This is a genomic window from Enterobacter cloacae complex sp. IR5384 (assembly GCF_049237265.1).
GTDB lineage: Bacteria > Pseudomonadota > Gammaproteobacteria > Enterobacterales > Enterobacteriaceae > Enterobacter > Enterobacter cloacae.
The window spans coordinates 18,695-39,375 of sequence record NZ_JBMKHJ010000033.1 but is presented as its reverse complement, the minus strand read 5'-3'; the positions used below and the strand labels follow the sequence as shown (position 1 = coordinate 39,375).

The window sequence follows — 20,681 nt, the reverse complement described above, 5'->3', positions numbered from 1 at the left end:
ATGTCGCAACCCTTACTGAAAGTGACCGAGCTGGCGAAAAGCTTTTCCGGCGTCTGGGCGCTGAGCAATGCCCAGTTGACCGTCGGGCCAGGAGAAATCCACGCCCTGCTGGGGGAAAACGGGGCGGGAAAATCCACGCTGCTGAAGGCACTTGCGGGCGCGCAGCCGCAAACGCGCGGGGAGATCTGGTTCAACGGCGAAACGCTGCCGGTAGATGACTCCCCGGTGGAACGACAGAACAAGGGCATTATCACCATCTATCAGGAATTTAACCTGCTGCCCAACATGACCGTCGCGGAAAACATGTTCCTTGGGCGCGAGCCGCGCAAGCGGAACCTGATCGTCGATGAAAAAGCGGTAAACCAGGAGGCGCAGGTCATTCTCGATTACCTGCAGCTGAACGTCGCGCCGACCACACCCGTTGCCCGCCTGAGCGTGGCCCAGCAGCAGATGGTCGAGATCGCGAGAGCGCTGACTCTCAACGCCAGGCTGATCATCATGGATGAACCTTCCGCCGCGCTGAGCGACAGCGAAGTAGAAAGCCTGCACCGTGTGGTGCGGGAGCTTAAAAACCGCGGGGTGAGCATTATCTATGTGACGCACCGCCTGCATGAAGTTTTCCAGCTCTGCGACCGTTTCACCGTTTTCCAGGATGGCCGTTTCACCGGCACCGGCGCGGTGGCAGAAACGAACGTAGAGCAGCTGATCCGCCTGATGGTCGGGCGCGACGTGGCGTTTAACCGCCGTCCCGCCAGCGAAACCCACCATGAGGATAAACCCATCCGTCTGGCCGTGAAGGGGCTGAGCCGCGAAAAGCCGCCGCTGGATCCGCACGGTATTGCCCTGCATGACATCAGCTTCCATGTCCACGCGGGTGAGGTGCTGGGTATCGCCGGACTGGTGGGGGCAGGACGCACCGAAGTGGCCCGCTGCCTGTTTGGCGCAGACGCGTTTACCTCTGGCAGCTTTGAGCTGGACGGCGTGCCGTACCAGCCGCGCGACCCGCTGTATGCCCTCGATCAGGGCGTGGCGCTGGTGCCGGAAGATCGCAAAAAAGAGGGGGCGGTGCTGGGGCTGTCGATTCGCGACAACCTGTCGCTCTCCTGCCTTTCGTCACTGCTGCACTGGCGCTGGTTCGTCAATACCCGCAAAGAGGACGATCTGATTGAGTCCTACCGCCAGGCGCTGCAGATCAAGATGGTCAACAGTGCGCAGGAGGTGCGCAAGCTCTCCGGCGGTAACCAGCAAAAAGTGATCCTCGCGCGCTGCATGGCGCTCAACCCGCGGGTGCTGATCGTCGATGAGCCAACGCGTGGCATCGACGTGGGGACCAAATCAGAAGTGCACCAGGTGCTGTTTGACATGGCGAAAAAGGGCGTGGCGGTGATTGTGATCTCCTCCGATCTGCCTGAAGTGATGGCGGTGTCTGACCGGATCATCACCCTGAGCGAAGGCCGGGTTACCGGCGAGATCCACGGCGATGATGCCAACGAAGAGCGGCTGATGACGATGATGGCCATCAACCACAACGCCCTGAACGCGGCATAACGGAGTTTCTCATGACGCAGATGATTTCTAAAACGCATGCCCCGGTCAAACGCGCCGGACGCATCGATCCCATCGCCTTCTTCGAGCGCTTTGGGGTGCTGATTTTCATGATCCTGCTGCTGATCTTCTTCCAGTCGCAGAACAGCAATTTTTTCTCGGAACGCAACATTTTCAACATCCTGACCGAAGTCTCCATCTACGGGATCATGGCCGTGGGGATGGCCTTCGTCATCCTGACGGCCGGGATCGACCTCTCCGTCGGCTCCATTCTGGCGGTGTGCGCCATGACCGCGGCGTACGTGATTAAAGGCGACAACTTTACCACCGTCGACCCGAACGCCTGGGGCGGCATGAGCTGGCTGATAGGGCTGGGGATTTGTCTGGCGATGGGCACGGCGATTGGTTTTCTGCACGGTCTGGGCGTCACCCGCCTGCGTCTGCCGCCGTTCATCGTCACCCTCGGGGGGATGACCATCTGGCGCGGCCTGACCCTGGTGATTAACGACGGCGCGCCAATCGCCGGTTTCGATCAGGGCTACCGCTGGTGGGGACGGGGCGAGCTGCTCGGTATCTCCATTCCGATCTGGATCTTCGCCATCGTCGCCGTTGGCGGTTATCTGGCGCTGCACAAAACCCGCTGGGGGCGCTTTGTTTACGCCATCGGTGGCAACCCGGAGGCGGCGCGTCTGGCGGGTGTGAACGTGAAGCGCGTACTGGTCAGCGTCTATGTGCTGATTGGCTGTCTGGCGGGGCTGGCGGGCTTTATTCTCAGCGCGCGTCTGGGGAGCGCCGAGGCGGTGGCCGGGATCTCCTTTGAATTGCGCGTCATTGCCTCGGTGGTGATTGGCGGCACCTCGCTGATGGGCGGCTACGGACGCATCGGCGGCACCATTATCGGCTCCATCATTATGGGCATTCTGATTAACGGCCTGGTGCTGATGAACGTCTCGGCTTACTACCAGCAGATTATCACCGGGTTAATTATCGTTCTGGCGGTGGCATTCGACACCTACGCCAAGAGCCGTCGCGGCGCACTGTGAGGATCACGATGAAAGAGGTTCGTATTGGATTAATTGGCACCGGGTATATCGGCAAGGCGCATGCCATCGCCTATGCCCAGGCCCCGACGGTCTTCAACCTGCGCGGCAAGCTGGTGCGTGAGATGGTGGCCGAGGTAAACCCGACGCTGGCGGCAGAGCGCGCGCAGGCGTTTGGCTTTAACCGTTCAACGGGAGACTGGCGGGCGCTGGTGGCCGACCCGGCCATTGATGTAGTGGATATTTGCTCGCCCAACCATCTGCATAAAGAGATGGCGCTGGAGGCTATCCGCCACGGCAAGCACGTTTACTCGGAAAAACCGCTGGCGCTGAACGCCCACGACGCGCGTGAGATGGTCGAGGCCGCGAAGCGGGCAGGGGTGAAAACCCTGGTGGGCTTCAACTACATGAAAAACCCGACGGCGCAGCTGGCGAAAGAGATTATCGCCCGCGGCGAAATAGGCGAGGTGATCCACTTCTACGGCACCCACAACGAAGACTATATGGCCGACCCGCTTTCGCCCATTCACTGGCACTGCTTCAAAGAGACTGCCGGGCTGGGGGCGCTGGGCGATCTGGCGGCGCATATCGTCAATATGGCGCAGTACCTGGTGGGGGAGATTGAGCAGGTTTGCGGCGATCTGAAGATTGTGGTCCCGGAACGTCCGGCGAAGGCCGGGTCGTCGGAGATGATTGCCGTCGAAAACGAGGATCAGGCCCACGCGATGGTACGTTTCGCGGGCGGGGCGCAGGGTGTGATTGAAACCTCCCGCGTCGCCTGCGGCCGCAAGATGGGGTTGTCATATGTGATCACCGGAACGAAAGGCGCCATCAGCTTCACTCAGGAGCGCATGGCCGAGCTGAAGCTCTATCTGCATGACGATCCGGTCAACCGTCAGGGATTCCGCACGCTGCTGGTTGGCCCGGCACACCCGGACTACGGCGCGTTCTGTATGGGTGCAGGCCACGGTATTGGCTTTAACGATCAAAAAACGGTGGAAGTGCGTGACCTGGTGGATGGCATTGCCGCCGACGCACCGATGTGGCCGGACTTTGAAGAGGGCTGGAAGGTCTCGCGCGTGCTGGACGCCATCGCACTCTCACACCAGCAAGGCCGCTGGCTGAACGTGAATGACATTGTCTGAAGAGGTATCAACGTGGAAAAGCAGTTTGATGTGATATGCATGGGCCGCGTGGCGGTAGACCTCTACAGTCAGCAGATTGGTGCGCGGCTGGAGGATGTGTCGAGCTTTGCCAAATATCTTGGTGGCTCGTCCGGCAACGTGGCGTACGGCGCGGCGCGGCAGGGGTTGCGTTCGTCGATGCTGGCGCGCGTGGGCGACGAGCATATGGGCCGGTTCCTGCGCGAAGAGTTAAATCAGGTGGGCTGTGATACCAGCCATCTGATCACCGATAAAACACGCCTCACGGCGCTGGTGCTACTCGGCATTAAAGACCGGGACACCTTTCCTCTGATTTTTTATCGCGATAACTGCGCGGATATGGCCATTACGGCCAGCGATGTGGACGAAAACTACATCGCCTCCGCACGGTGTCTTGCCATCACCGGGACTCACCTTTCTCATCCGCAGACCCGCGAGGCGGTGCTGACGGCGCTGGGCTACGCCCGTCGTCACGGCGTGCGCACGGTGCTGGACATTGATTACCGCCCGGTGCTGTGGGGGCTGACCTCCTTAGGCGACGGCGAAACGCGCTTTATCGCGGCCGATCAGGTCACCCGTGAACTTCAGGAAGTGCTGCACCTCTTCGACGTTATTGTCGGCACCGAGGAGGAGTTCCACATTGCGGGCGGCAGCACGGACACCCTGCTGGCGCTGGCGCAAGTGCGTGCCGTGAGCCAGGCCACGCTGGTCTGCAAACGCGGCGCGCTTGGCTGTTCGGTCTATACCGGTGCCATTCCGGCCCGTCTGGATGACGGCCTGACGGTGACCGGCGTGCGCGTGGAGGTGCTGAACGTCCTCGGCGCGGGCGATGCCTTTATGTCTGGCCTGCTGCGCGGCTACCTGAACGACGAGGGCTGGGAGCAGGCGTGCCGCTATGCCAACGCCTGCGGCGCGCTGGTGGTCTCGCGTCACGGCTGCGCCCCGGCGATGCCGAGCAAAATTGAGCTGGATGATTATCTCTCGCGCGCCGCGCTCGTTCCACGCCCGGATCTCGACCCGCGTCTGAACCATCTGCACCGGGTCACCACCCGTCGCCGCGAATGGCCGGAATTGTGCGTAATGGCGTTCGATCACCGCAGCCAGCTTGAAGATATGGCGCTGCAGTGCGGGGCGTCGCTCAAACGTATTCCGGCGCTCAAGCAGCTGATCCTGCAGGCCAGCCGCGAGGCGGCGAGCCGTGCCGGGCTGGCAGGCAAAGCGGGCCTGCTGTGTGACGGTACGTTTGGTCAGGACGCGCTCAACGCCATTACCGGTGAAGGGTGGTGGATCGGGCGGCCCATTGAGCTGCCGGGCTCCCGTCCGCTGGAGATGGAGCACGGTAACATCGGCACCCAGCTTATCAGCTGGCCGCAGGAGCATGTGGTGAAGTGCCTGGTCTTTTTCCACCCGGAAGATGCTCACGGCCTGCGCCTGGAGCAGGAGCAGAAAATTGCCGAGGTCTACCACGCCTGCTGCCAGTCCGGGCATGAGCTGCTGCTGGAGGTGATATTGCCCGCCAGCATGCCGCGCAGCGATGAACTTTATCTGCGTGCCATCTCCCGCTTCTACAACCTGGGTATTTACCCGGACTGGTGGAAATTGCCGCCGCTGACGTCCGATGGCTGGACGGCACTGAGCGAGATTATCCGGCGTCGGGATCCGCACTGCCGTGGGGTGGTGATCCTCGGGTTGGATGCGCCGGCCGAGCAGCTGCGTGCCGGGTTTAACGCCGCGGCAGGGCACGAACTGGTGAAAGGATTTGCCGTGGGGCGCACGCTGTTTGGCGAAGCTTCCCGCGCATGGCTGAAACACGATATCGACGATGCGCAGCTGGTGGCGCGCATCCGGGACAATTACCTGCAGCTTATCGCCTGGTGGCGCGAGCGCGGACACGCATAATGGAGACGACAATGAGTGTGCAATTAGGCATTAACCCCCTGACGTGGACTAACGACGATCTGCCTTCCCTTGGTGCCGAAACGCCGCTGGAGACCTGTCTGAGCGAGGGGAAAGAGGCCGGTTTTGCCGGTTTCGAACTGGGCAACAAATTCCCGCGTGAAGCGCGCCTGCTTGGCCCCATTTTGCAGCGCCACGATCTGCAGCTGGTCTCTGGCTGGTACTCCGGCCGCCTGCTGGAGCGCAGCGTGGAAGAGGAGATTGCCGCCGTGCAGTCCCACCTGACGCTGTTGCGCGAGCTGGGGGCAAAGGTGCTGGTATTTGCGGAGGTGAGCGGCTGCATTCACGGCGAGCAGCAGACGCCGGTGCATCTGCGCCCGCGCTTCCCGCAGGCACGCTGGAAAGAGTATGGCGAGAAGCTCACGGAATTTGCCCGCTACACTCAGCAGCAGGGGGTGCAGATTGCCTATCACCACCATATGGGGACGGTGATTGAGTCTGCTGACGACGTGGACAACCTGATGACCCATACTGGCGAAGAGGTCGGGTTGCTGCTGGACACCGGTCACCTGACCTTTGCCGGGGCCGATCCGCTGGCGGTGGCGCAGCGCTGGGCGTCGCGCATCAACCACGTTCACTGCAAAGACGTGCGTGCCGACGTGCTGGCGGATGTCAAAAACCGCAAAACCAGCTTCCTCGATGCGGTGCTGAGCGGCGTATTTACCGTGCCGGGCGACGGTTGCGTGGATTATCCGCCGATCATGCAACTGCTGAAAGCGCAGGATTATCACGGCTGGCTGGTGGTGGAGGCGGAGCAGGATCCGGCGATTGCCCATCCGCTGACCTATGCCCGTCTGGGGTATAACAACCTGAGCCGTCTGGCGCGCGACGCCGGGCTTATCTGAGGAGGTGACATGTCACGTCTGCTATCACGCTGGCAACAGCCGAACGATGAAGGGCGGACCCAGTCCGTCACGCCGGAACGCGCCGGGTGGGGATATGTTGGCTTTGAGGCCTATGAGTTGCAGGAGGGGCAGCAGTTGACGCTGCCCGCCGTCAGCGAAGAGCGCTGTCTGGTGCTGGTGGCCGGGCGCGCCTCCATCAGCACGCCTTCCGCGCAGTTTAACGATATTGGCGAGCGGATGAGCCCGTTCGAGCGCATCAAGCCGTGGGCGGTGTACGTTACCCCGCAGGAGACGGTGCAGGTGAAGGCGCTCACGAAGCTGGAACTGGCGGTTTGTGCCGCTCCGGGTAAAGGTAGCTGGCCGACGCGGCTGATTGCACCGCAGGATATCGACGCTGAAGCGCGCGGCAAAGGCCATAACCAGCGCTATGTGCACAACATTCTGCCGGAAGACAAACCGGCTGACAGCCTGCTGGTGGTGGAGGTCTGGACCAACGAAGGCTGCACCAGCTCGTACCCGAGCCATAAGCACGACACGGATACTCCACCCCAGGAGACGTATCTGGAGGAGACCTATTACCATCGCCTCAACCCGGAGCAGGGGTTCTGCATGCAGCGGGTCTACACTGACGACAGAACGCTGGATGAATGCATGGCGGTCTACAACCGTGACGTGGTGATGGTGCCGAAGGGCTACCACCCGGTGGCAACCATGGCGGGGTATGACAGCTACTACCTCAACGTGATGGCCGGGCCGGTGCGCAAATGGATGTTCACGTGGGAAGAGGACCACGCGTGGATTAACCGGGATTATCCCGCAGAGAATGGGGGCTGAAGCGGCCTTTCTTGTCGGGTGGCGCTGCGCTGACCCGACCTACGAAACCGTAGGCTCGCGCAAGCACAGCGCCGCTGGTCGAATTGTCTTCAGTGCATCTGCCTCGCCTGCTCAATCGTGCGGGCAATGGCTTCCGGCTGGCTCACCATCGATACGTGGCTCGCCGCGACCTCGGTGGTGTTCGCGTGGATGGCCTTCGCCATCGCGCGTTCAAGCTCAGGATTGATCATCCGGTCGTTCTTGCTTACCACATACCAGCTCGGCTTCGCGTGCCACGCCGCGCGAGTGACCTTTTCGCCAAACGCATCGCCCTTTATTGGCCCCTGCGTGGCGGCGATGATCATTTGTTCACCCGGTTTCACATCCGGTGCGAAATCCTTACTGACCGACGCAGGCGACAGGTATAAAAAGCCGTCCGCGGTTTTCGCGATACCCGCGCTCCCCGGTGGCGCCGGGTAGCTATTCGCCAGCTCTGCCGTTGACTGACCGGCGTCCGGCGCGAACGCCGCCACATACACCAGCGATTTCACCCGCGCATCGTTGCCGGCCTCGCTAATCACGGTGCCGCCCCAGGAGTGACCTACCAGTACTACGTCCCCGTGTGCGCGAGCGATGGCGCGCCGGGTGGCTGCTACATCATCTTTTAGTGAGGTCAGCGGCAGCTGGACGGCTATAACCTCGGTGTGGCGTTTCTGCAAAAGGGAAATCACCTTGTTCCAGCTGCTGCCGTCGGCAAAGGCGCCATGCACCAGCACCACGCTGGTTTCACTCTGCGCAAAGGCGCTGGCCGACATCGCCAGCAGACCCGCCGTCAGTATCGATAATGTTTTCATCTTCAGGCTCCTCAGAAATGGTGGACCGGCGCATGCGGCGGCACGGTGAACTCAAGGGTTTTATGGTCGAGAGGCTTATGTGTCGGGTCGGCCAGGATAATGGTCACCTTGTGTTTTCCGGCGGGCAGTCCCACCAGAATCACCGGCTCACCGCTGGTGTCCGCCCAGTGCCAGGGTGCGTCATCCACCACAACGTGAATATGGCCGATGCGCGGAGTGACTTTCAGCGCATCGGGTCCAAAGACAGGTTCTATGCGCAGGTTTTCAACACGGTACTGAATAAAGACAGCCCCCTTACTCAGCGGGCCTGCCAGCGGCGGATCGACAATCAGCCTGGCGGGCGGCTGGGGCTGCTCAAGCGGGGCAACGGCAGCCGGACCGTTGACGTCGGCGGCGCTGAGGCCGCTCAGGGGCGCGGCGCAGACGGAAGACGTTAGCGCGAGTAAAGGAAGCAACAGATGCTGGCGAATCATTTTGGTCTCTCCTCGTGGGGTCATGTCACGAGAGACAGCAGACCATTTTTATGTATCGCGTCTGTTTGCTGATGCGGGATTTTTGTATCGATGCGTAAGCCAGATGGGGGAGATACAGTGCGATACAATTCCCCCGGGCATGACGAGAAGTTTGCTGGCATGGTGTCTTCAGGCGCATCCATCGGATGCGGAGACTTCCCGGAGAAAACATCATGAATAGTGAAAAAGTTGCGTTGATTTTCGGCGGCGCACGTGGAATTGGTGCGGCTATAGCGGCACGACTGGCGAAGGAAGGATATCGCGTTGCCGTGACATGGGTATCACGTCCGGACCGGGCTAATGCGCTGGTCTCATCCATTACTGATGCGGGCGGGGTGGCGCTGGCGATTAACGCTGATAGCGCAGATGCAAGTGCAATTCAGGCTGCGGTTGATGCCACGATCAACCATTACGGCAGGCTGGATGTTGCCGTAGTGAACGCAGGCGTACTGCGGCTGGGTATGCTTGAGGATTATTCAGTGGACGATCTGGATGCCACGCTGTCGGTGAACGTGCGCGGCGTTTTCCTCTCTGTGCAGGCGGCAGTTAAACGAATGAGGGAAGGGGGAAGGGTGATCACCATTGGCAGCAATACCGCTGTGCGAACCGGGCATGCGGGTAGTAGCGTTTATGCGATGAGTAAAGCTGCGGTGGCAGCCATGGTGCAAAACCTGGCGCTGGATCTGGCTCCGAAGCGGATCACAATTAACAATATCCAGCCCGGCCCCATCGCCACGGATATGACGGCCGGAATGGCGGAGCAGATCACTGCACATATCCCTTTAAAACGCATTGGGCAGCCTGAGGAGATCGCATCACTTGCCGCATGGCTTGCTGGAGAAGAGTCTGGATATATGACAGGCGCGAGCCTGACGATTGACGGTGGATTCGTGCTTTAACTGCCAGGGGGCAGGGAAGCCCGACATTCTGACTAGCGCACGGGTGCGTCGACCACCAGACCCGTTTGCTGCGACTGGAGTTTGTCCTGATGGTGATACCAGGCACCAATGGAGGAATAAACGAAGCGGCCAAAGAAAAACAGGAAGCTGATTAGCAATATGATGCGGGTCATTCGAGTGTTAAATCGATGTCGTTTTCGCATACGTGTGGCCTGACTCACTGTGTTTTTCCTGGACATACCCTTTTGGGCGACGCGGATATTAAGGCACAGCGGGAAGGGTGGGTCAATTCTGCGATGTGTAAATAACCGTCAACATATACATTAACCGATGTTATTAAAAATAATAATTGCATTTACGATATTGATAACACGAAGAAAATTAACCGGAAAAAAACAGAAGAAAGGAAATTTTGAATTAAATAGTTTGATTTAAGTCAACGGATTCCTCGCAGTGGTATTTAAAATCCCTCCTCCATACTGCTTGCCCCGGGTGTTAGCGGGCAGCACGTACGTCAGGTCGGATGCCTGTCTTCATTTTCCCTCAGGAGAAAGGGGTTTAACCGGGCATCTATGAACACTATTGCTTTCCTGAAACAGAATAAAGACCGCTGGTGGGCGCTGCCGCTTATTTTACCGGTGGTGTTGCTGCCCGTGCTGAGTGCGGCCAATACCCTGACGCAACTGGGCGACGGCATTGTGGCACTCTATTATCTGCCGCTCTTTTTCCTGCTCACCTTAATGCTGTTTTTCGGCGTTGGGGCTATTCCCGGAATAGTGCTGTCGCTGTTTATTCGCTATTACCCGCAAGTTGGGCTGTTTGAAACCATTGCCGGGATCTTCCATTTTATTATTCCCTTAGTGCTGAGTTGGGGCGGTTATCGCGTTTTTGCCCCCAGACGCAATATGACGGCTTACGGCGATATACGGCTGATGGCGCAGCGCATTTTCTGGCAGGTGTTATGTCCGGCAACGCTGTTTCTGGTGCTGTTTCAGTTTGCGGTTTATCTGGGCGTGTATGAGAGTCGCCAGAGCCTGGCGGGGCTGAACCCGCTTAATATTCACACGCTGATCAACTATCAGGCGCTGCTGGTCAGCGGCTTAACGGGCGTACCGCTGAGTTACCTGATAATCCGGCTGATTCGCCATCCGCGTTATTTCAGGGCATTGATTTCACAGAGCCGCGCGCAGATAGATAAAAAAGTGACGTTCATCGAGTTTCTGGTCTGGTCGATCATACTGGGCGGGCTGCTGCTGTTGCTGCTGATACCAATGAATGAGAACAGCTCTATCTTCACCACTAACTACACGCTGTCGCTCCTGATGCCGGTGATGCTCTGGGGCGCGATGCGCTTTGGTTACAGGCTGACATCCCTCATCTGGACGCCGGTCCTGCTGGTCTCTATTCACTATTTTTACCGTTATATCCCTGTGAATCAGGGCTACGACATTCAACTGGCGATCACCTCTTCCAGCTACCTGGTCTTCTCGTTTGTGGTGGTCTATATGTCGATGCTGTCGACCCGCCAGCGTGCCGTGAATAAGCGCTCCCGCAGGCTGGCGCTCCTCGACCCGGTTGTCCATATGCCTAACCTGCGGGCGTTGTTACGCGATCTGGCCCGGAACCCGTGGTCGGCGCTCTGTTTACTGCGTATTCCTGAACTGGAAGTGCTGGGCCGAAATTATGGCGTGCTGCTGCGAATTTTGTACAAACAGCAGCTGGCACAGTGGGTTAATGGCACACTCCAGCCCAATGAGCGGGTGTATCACCTTACCGGGTATGATCTGGCGGTGCGACTCAACGCGGAATCGCACCAGCAGCGAATCGAGACCCTGGATGAGCATATCAAACAGTTCCGTTTTATCTGGGATGGCATGCCGCTACAGCCGCAGGTGGGCATGAGCTACTGCTATGTACGCTCACCCGTGAACCATCTCTATCTGGTGCTGGGGGAGTTAGGGGTTATTGCCGATCTGTCGCTCTCAACCAACCACCCGGAAAACCTTCAGCAGCGTGGTGCTGTCCATCTGCAGCGCAGCCTGAAGGATAAAATCGCGATGATGAGCCGCCTGCAAAAGGCGCTCGACAACAACGAATTCACCCTGCTGGCGCAGCCCGTTCGTGGCCTGCGTGGCGATCGCTATCATGAAGTGCTGCTGCGGATGCCGGATGCGGACGGCGCATTACTTACTCCCGATCGGTTCCTGCCCGTCGCTCAGGAGTTTGGCCTGTCGTCGCGGGTCGATTTGTGGGTGCTGGAGCGCACGCTGCGTTTCCTGGCCGAACACCGTGACAGGCTGCCCGGCCAGCGCTTTGCCATTAATCTTGCGCCCTCAACCGTTTGTCGGGTTCAGTTCCCGCTGGAGGTGAGCCGTCTGCTGAATAAATACGCCGTGGAGGCGTGGCAGTTGATCTTCGAGGTGACCGAGTGCAGTACCTTCGGCAGCGCGGAGCAGGCGATGCATACCCTCCGGCAGCTACAAAAAATGGGCGTACGCATTGCGATAGATGATTTTGGTACCGGCTATGCAAGCTATGCGCGGCTGAAAAGCGTGGACGCAGACATCCTCAAGATTGACGGCAGCTTTATTCGCAATATCGTCAGCAACAGCCTGGATTACCAGATTGTGGCCTCTATTTGCCATTTAGCGCGAATGAAAAAGATGCTGGTGGTTGCGGAATATGTGGAGACCGAAGAGATACGTAGCGCGGTTCACGCGCTCGGTATCGACTATGTGCAGGGCTATCTGATAGGTCGGCCGGTGGCACTTGATTCACTGCTGGAGGCAGAGGCGTCCGTAGCGGACGCCTGAGCCGTTACGCCGCGACGTCGGCGCTCTCTTCTTCGATTTTGAGCATCCAGCCGGTGACCGCTTCCCAGTACTGCTGCTCTTTTTCCAGATCCAGCAGAACCAGCGCATTCTGGCTAAACCAGTCGTGCGGGAAGCTCAGCGTCCAGTGATGGTCATCCGTTTTGAGTTTCAGCGTGGGCGGCGTGGTAGTGGCCTGACGCTGGTTATTCAGCAGCACGCCCAGACGCAGCAGCTGAATCATCGGCAGGAACTGCTTTTTCTTGAACAGCGTGAAGCGCGGCAGATCGTCGAGCTTAATGGCTTTGCGATGATAGCGCACCAGCGTCGCCATCATGGTTTGCTGCTCCTGGTTGAAGCCCGGCAAATCGCTGTTTTGCAGAATGTAGGCGGAATGACGGTGCATGCCGCTGTGGTTAATGTTCAGCCCCACTTCGTGCAGCATCGCGGCCCATTTCAGCAAGGCGGCAAGCTGCGGATGGGCAAGCTTTGGATTCTGCTCCTGCCACTGATCGTACATCTGAACGGTCGTTTCCAGCACCCGCTTCGCCTGTTCGCGGTCGATGTTGTACTGGTTTGCCAGGCTTTGCGCGGTGCGGCTGCGAATATCCTGATGGCGGAAGCGACCTTCCATCTCATACAGCACGCCTTCACGCAGCGCGCCGTCAGAGAGACGCAGCTCCTTAATGGCCAGCGCATCGAATACGCCGCACAGGATAGCCAGCCCCGGTACAAACACCGCTTTACGCTCGTCGGAAAGACCCGGCAGGCTTAACGCGTCTAAACTTTTATGTTTCAGCACCTCTTCGGTCAGCAACGTCAGGCGTTCGGGGGTGATAAAACCGTCTTTTTCACCCATCGCCAGCAGCACTTCATGGGCCGCTTTGATGGTGCCCGAGGCTCCCAGCGCGACGTTCCAGCCCTGGATACGGTACTGCCAGGCCAGATTTTCCAGCTTCTGAACGGCGGCCATGCGCGCCCGCTGGAAGTTTTCCCGGGAGATCGCACCGCCCGGGAAATACATCTGCGCAAAGCTGACGCAGCCCATACGGCGGCTTTCCACCAGACGCGGTTCAAAGTCTTCGCCAATGACCAGCTCTGTGGAGCCGCCGCCGATATCAATCACCAGCTTGCGGCCTTTTTCCGGCTGCGTGTGCTCAACGCCCATAAAAATCAGACGCGCCTCTTCGTTACCGGAGATGATCTCAATGGGGTAGGGGATCACTTTTTCCGCACGCTTGAGGAATTCAGGGGCATTCAGCGCCTGGCGCAGGGTATGCGTTCCCACAATGCAGACGCTGGAGGGTGAGAAGCCCTGCAGGCGTTCGGCAAAAAGCGACAGGCAGTTCAGGCCGCGCTCCATCGCCTCTTCGCTGAGCATGCTGCGTTCATCAAGACCATCTGCCAGGTGTACGCGCTGCTTCAGACGACCGATGATCTGCAGCGCGCCATCCACCTCACGGGCGATGACCATGTGGAAACTGTTAGAACCAAGGTCGACCGCGGCGAATTCCTGTGGTCGTGGGGTCTTATCATTTATCGGCATAGGTTAATCGGGTTGCTCGAGTGATTTGATATAGTCGTAAATCGCCAGTTGCGACCGCACTTTGCGGCGGTTGCCGCGCGGTACATAGCGGTTACTGAGTTCTTTGTCGATATAGCGCGCTTTCACCGTGTCGCTAAACAGAATCTCGATAATGTCGAGAATACGCTGTTTCAGGCGCGGATCCAGCAGTGGCGCTGCGACTTCAATTCGATAATCAATATTGCGCGTCATCCAGTCTGCCGAAGAGAGATAGACCTGTTTATCTCCCGCATTATCGAAAATATAGACCCGATCGTGCTCCAGGTAGCGGTCGACAATGCTGATGACGCGAATATTATCGCTGATGCCTTCCAGTTCCGGGATGAGGGAGCACATGCCGCGGATCAGCAGGTTAACCGGAACGCCGGAGCTGGACGCCGCATAGAGTCTGTCCACGAGACCTTTGTCGACCAGATTGTTGAGCTTCAGCGTGATGCCGGACGACAAGCCTTTCTGGGCGTTGGCAATTTCTTTGTCGATCATATCGTACAGCAGGCGGCGCGAGTTCTGCGGTGACACCAGCAGATAATCGAAGCTCACCGGGCGGTACGGGTTCTCAATAAAGTTGAACACCCGGCGCACCTCGTTGGTGATGCGCGCGTCGGCGGTCAGCAGCGAGTAGTCGGTATAAATTCGTGCGGTTTTCTCGTTAAAGTTCCCTGTACCGATGTGGGCATAGCGCACTACGTCGTCACCCTCTTTACGGGAAATAAGGAACAGCTTGGCGTGAATTTTCAGCCCCGGGGCGGAGAAGATAACGTGTACACCTGCTTCCGTCAGACGGCGCGCCCAGTGGATATTGGCCTCTTCGTCGAAACGTGCCTGCAACTCAACCACCACGGTCACTTTTTTGCCGTTGTGCGCGGCGTGGATCATCGCGTCGATGATGCGGGAGTCTTTCGCCACGCGGTAAATATTGATTTTGATTGCCAGCACGCTCGGGTCAAAGGAGGCCTGACGCAGCAGCTCCAGCACGTGTTCAAACGTGTGATACGGATAGTAGAGCAGGACGTCGCGTTCGCGGATGGCATCGAAACCGTTACGGAACTTATCGAACCAGAGATGACGCAGGCGCGGCAGTGGTTTATTCACCAGATTGGCTTTGCCGACGTTCGGGAAGCCAATAAAGTCTTTAAAGTTATGGTAACGACCGCCCGGCACGATGGAGTCATAGCGCGAGATAGTCAGCTTGTCGCGCAGCATTTCCACCATCGCGTCTGGCATATCACGCTGATAGACAAAGCGCACCGGTTCGGCCGTCAGACGCTGCTTGAGGCTGGAGGACATCAGTTCCATCAGGCTGGCTTCCATCTCGTGCACCAGGTCATATTCGGCGTCACGGGTCATCTTCATCGAGTAGGCGTTTAACGCGTCGTAATCGAAGAAGCCTTTGAAGATATCGTCCAGACAGTAGCGCAGGATGTTATCCAGCAGGATCATCGGTTTGCGTCTGCGCGGGGTTTCCGGCGGCAGGTTCACAAAGCGTGGCACCTTGTCGGACGGGATCTCCAGCAGCGCGTAACGGATGGATTCACCGCGAATAATTTCCACCGCCAGGTAGGTGTAGTCATCTTTCAGGAACTGCACCAGATCGGTTTCGCGGTTGATCAGAATAGGGGTGATGTGCTGGCGCAGATACTGTTTAAAGTAGTGGCGCAGCCAGTTTTGTTGGTTAACGGAGAGCTGACGTTCGTTAATCAGGAAGATTTGATTGCGTGCCATCTCCAGCAGCAACTCGTTATAGAGGCCGTCAAATTCCTGATCGGCTTTCAACACGCGGGACTGAATTTTGCCTAACAGATGGCGAGAGTGAGAGTTTAAGCCCTGCTCTTCGCTGATGATGATCCGCCGTTTCAGCTCGGCAAAGCGAACCTTGTAGAACTCATCAAGGTTGTTGGAATAAATGCCCAAAAAACGCATGCGCTCAATAAGCGGGTTGCTTTTGTCCGCCGCTTCCTGGAGTACGCGTTCGTTGAATGCTAACCAGCTTAGCTCTTTCTCGATATATAACTTTTCCTGACCCATTACAGCTCACACTCCAGTTCAATCACAGGACGTGGTAAATCCGTCTCGTCCTTATTATGGCGAGCATTTCCACGATATGTCCAACAGTGCCAGAAAAGTATGACAGTTATTTTTTTGTTGGAGATTTTAGAAGGTTGGAGAAGGGAATATCGGGTAATGCGCTTTGTTGGTCGGGTAAGCGCTGCTGCGCCACCCGACAGAACAGACTACTCTTCGGCCGCGTAACCCTGCGGGGGCAGTTTCACGCCATCCAGCCAGGCAGCCCCGTCGCGCATCGCCAGACGCCCGTCGACAAACCAGCTGACCACCAGAGGATAAATGGCATGTTCCTGGCTCTGCACCCGTTCGGTGATGTCGTCTTCGGTGTCGCCGTCAAAGACCGGGACTTTCGCCTGCAGGATCACCGGTCCGCCGTCCAGCTCATCGGTCACGAAATGCACCGAGGTCCCGTGCTCTTCATCGCCGTTTTCCAGCACCTGACGATGGGTGTGCAGGCCGGGATATTTCGGCAGAAGCGAAGGGTGGATATTCAGCAGACGCCCGGCGTAGTGCCCGACAAATGCCGGGCTCAGGATACGCATATACCCCGCCAGCACCACAATGTCCGGCGCGTAGGCATCAATCTCCTGAACCAGTTCGCGGTCAAACGCTTCACGGCCGGCGAACTGACTGGCCTCCAGCGCGTGCGCGGGAATGTTTGCTTCCCGGGCGCGCTCAAGGCCGAACGCGTCGGCCTTGTTGCTGAATACTGCCCGAATGGTGCCATTGATTTTCTTCTGTTTGCAGGCGTCAATGATGGCCTGCAAATTGCTTCCGTTGCCGGAAATGAGCACCACGATGTTTTTCATTCAATGACCACACGCTGTTCGGAATCGGAAGCTTTGATAATACCGATTTTCCACGCGTTTTCACCTTTGTCCGTCAGCAGCTTAACGGCTTTATCCGCTTCGCTCGCTGGCAGGGCGATCACCATACCTACGCCACAGTTAAAGGTGCGGTACATTTCGTGAGAACTCACGTTGCCCGCGGTTTGCAGCCAGTTAAAGACCGCTGGCCACTGCCAGGACGATTCGTCGATTACTGCCTGGGTGTTGTCCGGCAGTACGCGCGGAATGTTTTCCCAGAAGCCGCCACCGGTCAGGTGGGCAATGGCGTGAACGTCAACGTTCTCAATCAGCTCCAGCACGTTTTTCACGTAGATGCGGGTCGGTGCCAGCAGATGGTCAGCCAGAGGTTTACCTTCAAGTTCGGTGGTTTGTGGGTCGCAACCGCTTACTTCGAGGATTTTACGCACCAGCGAGTAGCCGTTAGAGTGCGGGCCGCTGGAGGCCAGCGCAATCAGCACATCACCATCAGCCACTTTACTGCCGTCGATAATTTCTGATTTTTCTACCACACCCACGCAGAAGCCTGCGACGTCATAATCTTCGCCGTGATACATGCCAGGCATTTCTGCAGTTTCACCGCCAACCAGCGCGCAGCCAGACTGCAGACAGCCTTCGGCAATACCGTTGATCACGCTGGCTGCGGTATCCACATCCAGTTTGCCTGTCGCGTAGTAGTCGAGGAAGAACAGCGGCTCAGCGCCTTGTACCACCAGGTCGTTTACACACATCGCGACCAGATCGATACCGATCGTGTCGTGACGTTTTAAATCCATCGCCAGGCGCAGTTTTGTGCCTACACCGTCAGTACCCGAGACCAGAACAGGTTCACGATATTTTTGTGGCAGCGCGCACAGTGCGCCGAAGCCACCCAGACCACCCATCACTTCCGGGCGGCGGGTTTTTTTCACCACACCTTTGATTCGGTCAACCAGCGCATTACCTGCGTCAATATCAACACCGGCATCTTTGTAGCTGAGAGAAGTTTTGTTGGTCACGGCTCAAGTCCCCACGCGATTGCATAGCTAGTAAGAAAAATCGGCGCAATTCTAACAGTCCAGGCAAACGTTTGCGAGCCTATTCTCGGCGCGAGGATCTTTTTTTCTACTCCACCCCCGGCGGCGCGCAAACTTGACTCCGTTCACGAAAATGAAACCGGTTTCGGCGATCTGCTTGCATGCGGTTTAGGGAATGAACATCATGAAATGAAACCGGTTTCAGTTTCATTTAGGAGGAATGAAGGCCATGAACATCGCCGCATTTGATATCGGTGGCACCGCGTTAAAAATGGGCATCGCGACAGCGCAGGGAGAGCTACTGCAAACGGATAAGGCCGCCATCAGGAACAGCGACGGTGACGTTATTCTTGCGCAGATGCTGAACTGGGTAACGGCCCATCCCGGGCTTAAGGGGATCGCCATCAGCGCGCCGGGGTATGTTAATCCGCATACCGGCTTTATTGAGATGGGCGGGGCCATTCGCCGCTTCGACCAGTTCGCAATGAAAGGCTGGCTTGAGGCGAAAACGGGTTTACCGGTCACCGTCGAGAATGACGCTAACTGCGTGCTGCTGGCGGAGCGCTGGCAGGGCAAGGCGAAGGATATCGATAACTTTCTGATACTGACCATCGGCACCGGGATCGGCGGAGCGATTTTCTGCAACGGCAGGCTGGTTCACGGGGCGCGTTTTCGCGCCGGAGAGTTCGGCTACATGCTCACGGAAAGGGCAGACTCAAGACGTGTTGCCCGCCACTCCATGAATGAAAACTGTACGTTACGCACGCTTCGCAAGCGCTATGCCGATTTTCACGGTCTGACGCTTGAGAGCGTCACCGGCGAGGCCATTTTTGATGGCTATGACGCAGGCGACACCGTATGCCGCCGCCTGGTGGATGATTTTCTTAACGGCATTGCGACAGGGCTCTACAACCTGGCGAATGTGTTCGACCCGCAGACCATCTTCATTGGCGGCGGTATCGCGGAGCGGCCCGGGTTTATGGATCTGCTTCGCACCCATCTTGCGTGGTTTGGCATCGCAGATATCGCCGATGTCGTCAGCCACGGCAACCGGGCCGGTCTTGTCGGCGCGGTTTACCACTTCAGACAGCAGTATCCGTCAGCAATCAGCAACATCGAATGAGGGAAAGAGTATGTCAGGATTTAAAAAAGGTTTTCTGTGGGGCGGCGCGGTGGCCGCGCACCAGCTGGAAGGTGGCTGGAAAGAGGGCGGTAAAGGCGTAAGCGTCGCCGATGTCATGACCGCTGGCGCCCACGGCGTGCCGCGTGAAATCACCGACGGCGTGCTGCCAGGCAAAAACTACCCGAACCACGAAGCCATCGATTTTTACCATCGCTATAAAGAAGACATCAAACTCTTTGCGGAGATGGGGTTCAAATGCTTTCGTACCTCCATTGCCTGGACGCGTATTTTCCCGAAAGGGGATGAGCTGGAGCCGAACGAAGCGGGCCTTCAATTCTACGATGACCTTTTCGATGAATGCCTCAAATACGGCATCGAACCGGTTATCACCCTGTCGCATTTTGAGATGCCGTATCATCTGGTCACCGAGTACGGCGGCTGGCGCAACCGTAAGTTGATCGACTTCTTTGTCCGCTTCGCAAAAGCGGTTTTCCAGCGCTATCAGCATAAGGTGAAGTACTGGATGACCTTTAACGAGATCAACAACCAGGCTAACTTCCACGAAGATTTTGCGCCGTTTACCAACTCCGGGCTGAAGTATGCGCCGGGTGAAGACCGTGAGCCGGTGATGTTCCAGGCCGCGCACTATGAACTGGTGGCCAGCGCGCTGGCGGTAAAAGCCGGGCGCGAGATTAATCCTTCCCTGCAGATCGGCTGCATGATTGCCATGTGCCCCATTTATCCGCTGACCTGCGCGCCTGACGATATCATGATGGCGATGAACGCGATGCATCGTCGCTACTGGTTCACCGACGTTCACGTGCGCGGCAAGTATCCGCAGCATCTGCTTAACTACTTTGCGCGTCGTGGTTTCACGCTGGACATTACCGAAGAAGACAAAGCGGCGCTGACGCAGGGCTGCGTGGATTACATCGGCTTTAGCTATTACATGTCCTTCGCCACCAAAGCGACGGCGGATAACCCGGAACTGGATTACGATGAAAGCAAGAGCCTGGTCTCCAACCCGTACGTGCAGAAATCTGACTGGGGTTGGCAGATTGACCCGGTTGGCCTGCGCTACTCCCTGAACTGGTTCTGGGATCACTACCAGCTGCCGCTGTTCATCGTTGAGAACGGCTTCGGCGCGATTGACGTGCAGGAGAGCGACGGCACGGTGAACGACCAGTACCGCATTGATTATCTCTCGGCGCACATCCGCGAGATGAAAAAAGCGGTGGTGGAAGATGGCGTGGATCTGATGGGCTACACCCCGTGGGGCTGTATCGATCTCGTTTCTGCCGGCACCGGCGAGATGAAGAAACGCTACGGGTTTATCTTTGTTGATAAAGACAACGAAGGGAACGGCACGCTGAACCGCAGCAAGAAAAAGTCGTTTGACTGGTATAAGCAGGTGATTGCGAGCAACGGCGACAACCTGTAATTGTCGGGTGGCGCTTACGCTTACCCGACCTACACTACACGTAGGCCCGCGTAAGCGCAGCGCCACCGGGCAGAACCCCGCACCCAAGCCGGAGTCTCGCCTCCGGTTTTTTTGTCTCTAAATCACTTTGCTTGATATACGTCAAGCAAGATGGGTATGGCCTAATCCGA

17 protein-coding genes are annotated in these 20,681 nt (G+C 57.7%); 10 read left to right on the top strand and 7 right to left on the bottom strand.

What is annotated here, in order from left to right:
* The 6 genes from ACOTX3_RS20975 to iolB are packed head-to-tail and all read left to right on the top strand — an operon-like array spanning position 1 to position 7,383.
* Complete coding sequence (locus tag ACOTX3_RS20975; protein ID WP_029882255.1) at positions 1–1,548, top strand: sugar ABC transporter ATP-binding protein; 1,548 nt, start codon at positions 1–3, stop codon at positions 1,546–1,548.
* Positions 1,549–1,559: 11 nt separating this feature from the next.
* The gene (locus tag ACOTX3_RS20970) at positions 1,560–2,588 is read left to right on the top strand and encodes an ABC transporter permease (RefSeq protein WP_127869249.1); all 1,029 of its coding nucleotides are present in this window, start codon (positions 1,560–1,562) and stop codon (positions 2,586–2,588) included.
* A gap of 8 nt (positions 2,589–2,596) precedes the next feature.
* On the top strand, positions 2,597–3,730 hold the full coding sequence (locus ACOTX3_RS20965) for a Gfo/Idh/MocA family protein (RefSeq protein WP_023620385.1): 1,134 nt from the start codon (positions 2,597–2,599) through the stop codon (positions 3,728–3,730).
* Between the two features lie 12 nt (positions 3,731–3,742).
* A complete protein-coding gene (locus ACOTX3_RS20960) occupies positions 3,743–5,647 on the top strand; it encodes a bifunctional 5-dehydro-2-deoxygluconokinase/5-dehydro-2-deoxyphosphogluconate aldolase (protein ID WP_108452837.1) in 1,905 nt (634 codons plus the stop codon).
* Positions 5,648–5,658: 11 nt separating this feature from the next.
* On the top strand, positions 5,659–6,549 hold the full coding sequence (gene iolE, locus ACOTX3_RS20955; protein ID WP_047360346.1) for a myo-inosose-2 dehydratase: 891 nt from the start codon (positions 5,659–5,661) through the stop codon (positions 6,547–6,549).
* 9 nt (positions 6,550–6,558) lie between these two features.
* Entirely contained in the window at positions 6,559–7,383 is an 825-nt protein-coding gene (gene iolB, locus ACOTX3_RS20950; protein ID WP_058679204.1) for a 5-deoxy-glucuronate isomerase, read from the top strand.
* A gap of 89 nt (positions 7,384–7,472) precedes the next feature.
* Here the strand turns inward: iolB and ACOTX3_RS20945 are convergent, their stop codons facing one another.
* Together ACOTX3_RS20945 and ACOTX3_RS20940 are read right to left on the bottom strand one after the other, a co-directional pair.
* Complete coding sequence (locus ACOTX3_RS20945; protein WP_058679205.1) at positions 7,473–8,216, bottom strand: alpha/beta fold hydrolase; 744 nt, start codon at positions 8,214–8,216, stop codon at positions 7,473–7,475.
* A gap of 11 nt (positions 8,217–8,227) precedes the next feature.
* Positions 8,228–8,689 carry a DUF6130 family protein gene (locus ACOTX3_RS20940; protein WP_013098248.1) on the bottom strand — a complete coding sequence of 154 codons (462 nt, stop codon included), beginning with the start codon at positions 8,687–8,689 and terminating at the stop codon, positions 8,228–8,230.
* 212 nt (positions 8,690–8,901) lie between these two features.
* On the opposite strand from ACOTX3_RS20940, the gene ACOTX3_RS20935 reads away from it, so the two are divergent.
* The gene (locus ACOTX3_RS20935) at positions 8,902–9,627 is read left to right on the top strand and encodes an SDR family oxidoreductase (protein ID WP_013098247.1); all 726 of its coding nucleotides are present in this window, start codon (positions 8,902–8,904) and stop codon (positions 9,625–9,627) included.
* Between the two features lie 32 nt (positions 9,628–9,659).
* Here the strand turns inward: ACOTX3_RS20935 and ACOTX3_RS20930 are convergent, their stop codons facing one another.
* Complete coding sequence (locus ACOTX3_RS20930; protein WP_086528036.1) at positions 9,660–9,848, bottom strand: YfgG family protein; 189 nt, start codon at positions 9,846–9,848, stop codon at positions 9,660–9,662.
* 351 nt (positions 9,849–10,199) lie between these two features.
* On the opposite strand from ACOTX3_RS20930, the gene ACOTX3_RS20925 reads away from it, so the two are divergent.
* Complete coding sequence (locus ACOTX3_RS20925) at positions 10,200–12,440, top strand: bifunctional diguanylate cyclase/phosphodiesterase (RefSeq protein ID WP_058679206.1); 2,241 nt, start codon at positions 10,200–10,202, stop codon at positions 12,438–12,440.
* Positions 12,441–12,444: 4 nt separating this feature from the next.
* Here the strand turns inward: ACOTX3_RS20925 and ppx are convergent, their stop codons facing one another.
* From ppx to purM, 4 genes are all read right to left on the bottom strand, one after another.
* On the bottom strand, positions 12,445–13,983 hold the full coding sequence (gene ppx / locus ACOTX3_RS20920) for an exopolyphosphatase (protein ID WP_127869248.1): 1,539 nt from the start codon (positions 13,981–13,983) through the stop codon (positions 12,445–12,447).
* 3 nt (positions 13,984–13,986) lie between these two features.
* Positions 13,987–16,047 (bottom strand): polyphosphate kinase 1, encoded by a 2,061-nt coding sequence (ppk1, locus tag ACOTX3_RS20915; protein ID WP_013098243.1) that lies wholly within the window; start codon positions 16,045–16,047, stop codon positions 13,987–13,989.
* Positions 16,048–16,253: 206 nt separating this feature from the next.
* On the bottom strand, positions 16,254–16,895 hold the full coding sequence (gene purN / locus ACOTX3_RS20910; protein WP_058679207.1) for a phosphoribosylglycinamide formyltransferase: 642 nt from the start codon (positions 16,893–16,895) through the stop codon (positions 16,254–16,256).
* The gene (purM, locus tag ACOTX3_RS20905; RefSeq protein ID WP_013098241.1) at positions 16,892–17,929 is read right to left on the bottom strand and encodes a phosphoribosylformylglycinamidine cyclo-ligase; all 1,038 of its coding nucleotides are present in this window, start codon (positions 17,927–17,929) and stop codon (positions 16,892–16,894) included. The genes purN and purM overlap by 4 nt, the downstream gene beginning before the upstream one ends.
* 247 nt (positions 17,930–18,176) lie before the next feature.
* Here purM and bglK point away from each other — a divergent pair, with 247 nt between their 5' ends.
* Together bglK and ACOTX3_RS20895 are read left to right on the top strand one after the other, a co-directional pair.
* Complete coding sequence (gene bglK / locus ACOTX3_RS20900) at positions 18,177–19,070, top strand: beta-glucoside kinase BglK (protein ID WP_058679208.1); 894 nt, start codon at positions 18,177–18,179, stop codon at positions 19,068–19,070.
* 10 nt (positions 19,071–19,080) lie between these two features.
* On the top strand, positions 19,081–20,511 hold the full coding sequence (locus ACOTX3_RS20895; protein ID WP_058679209.1) for a 6-phospho-beta-glucosidase: 1,431 nt from the start codon (positions 19,081–19,083) through the stop codon (positions 20,509–20,511).
* The last annotated feature ends 170 nt before the right edge of the window (positions 20,512–20,681 follow it).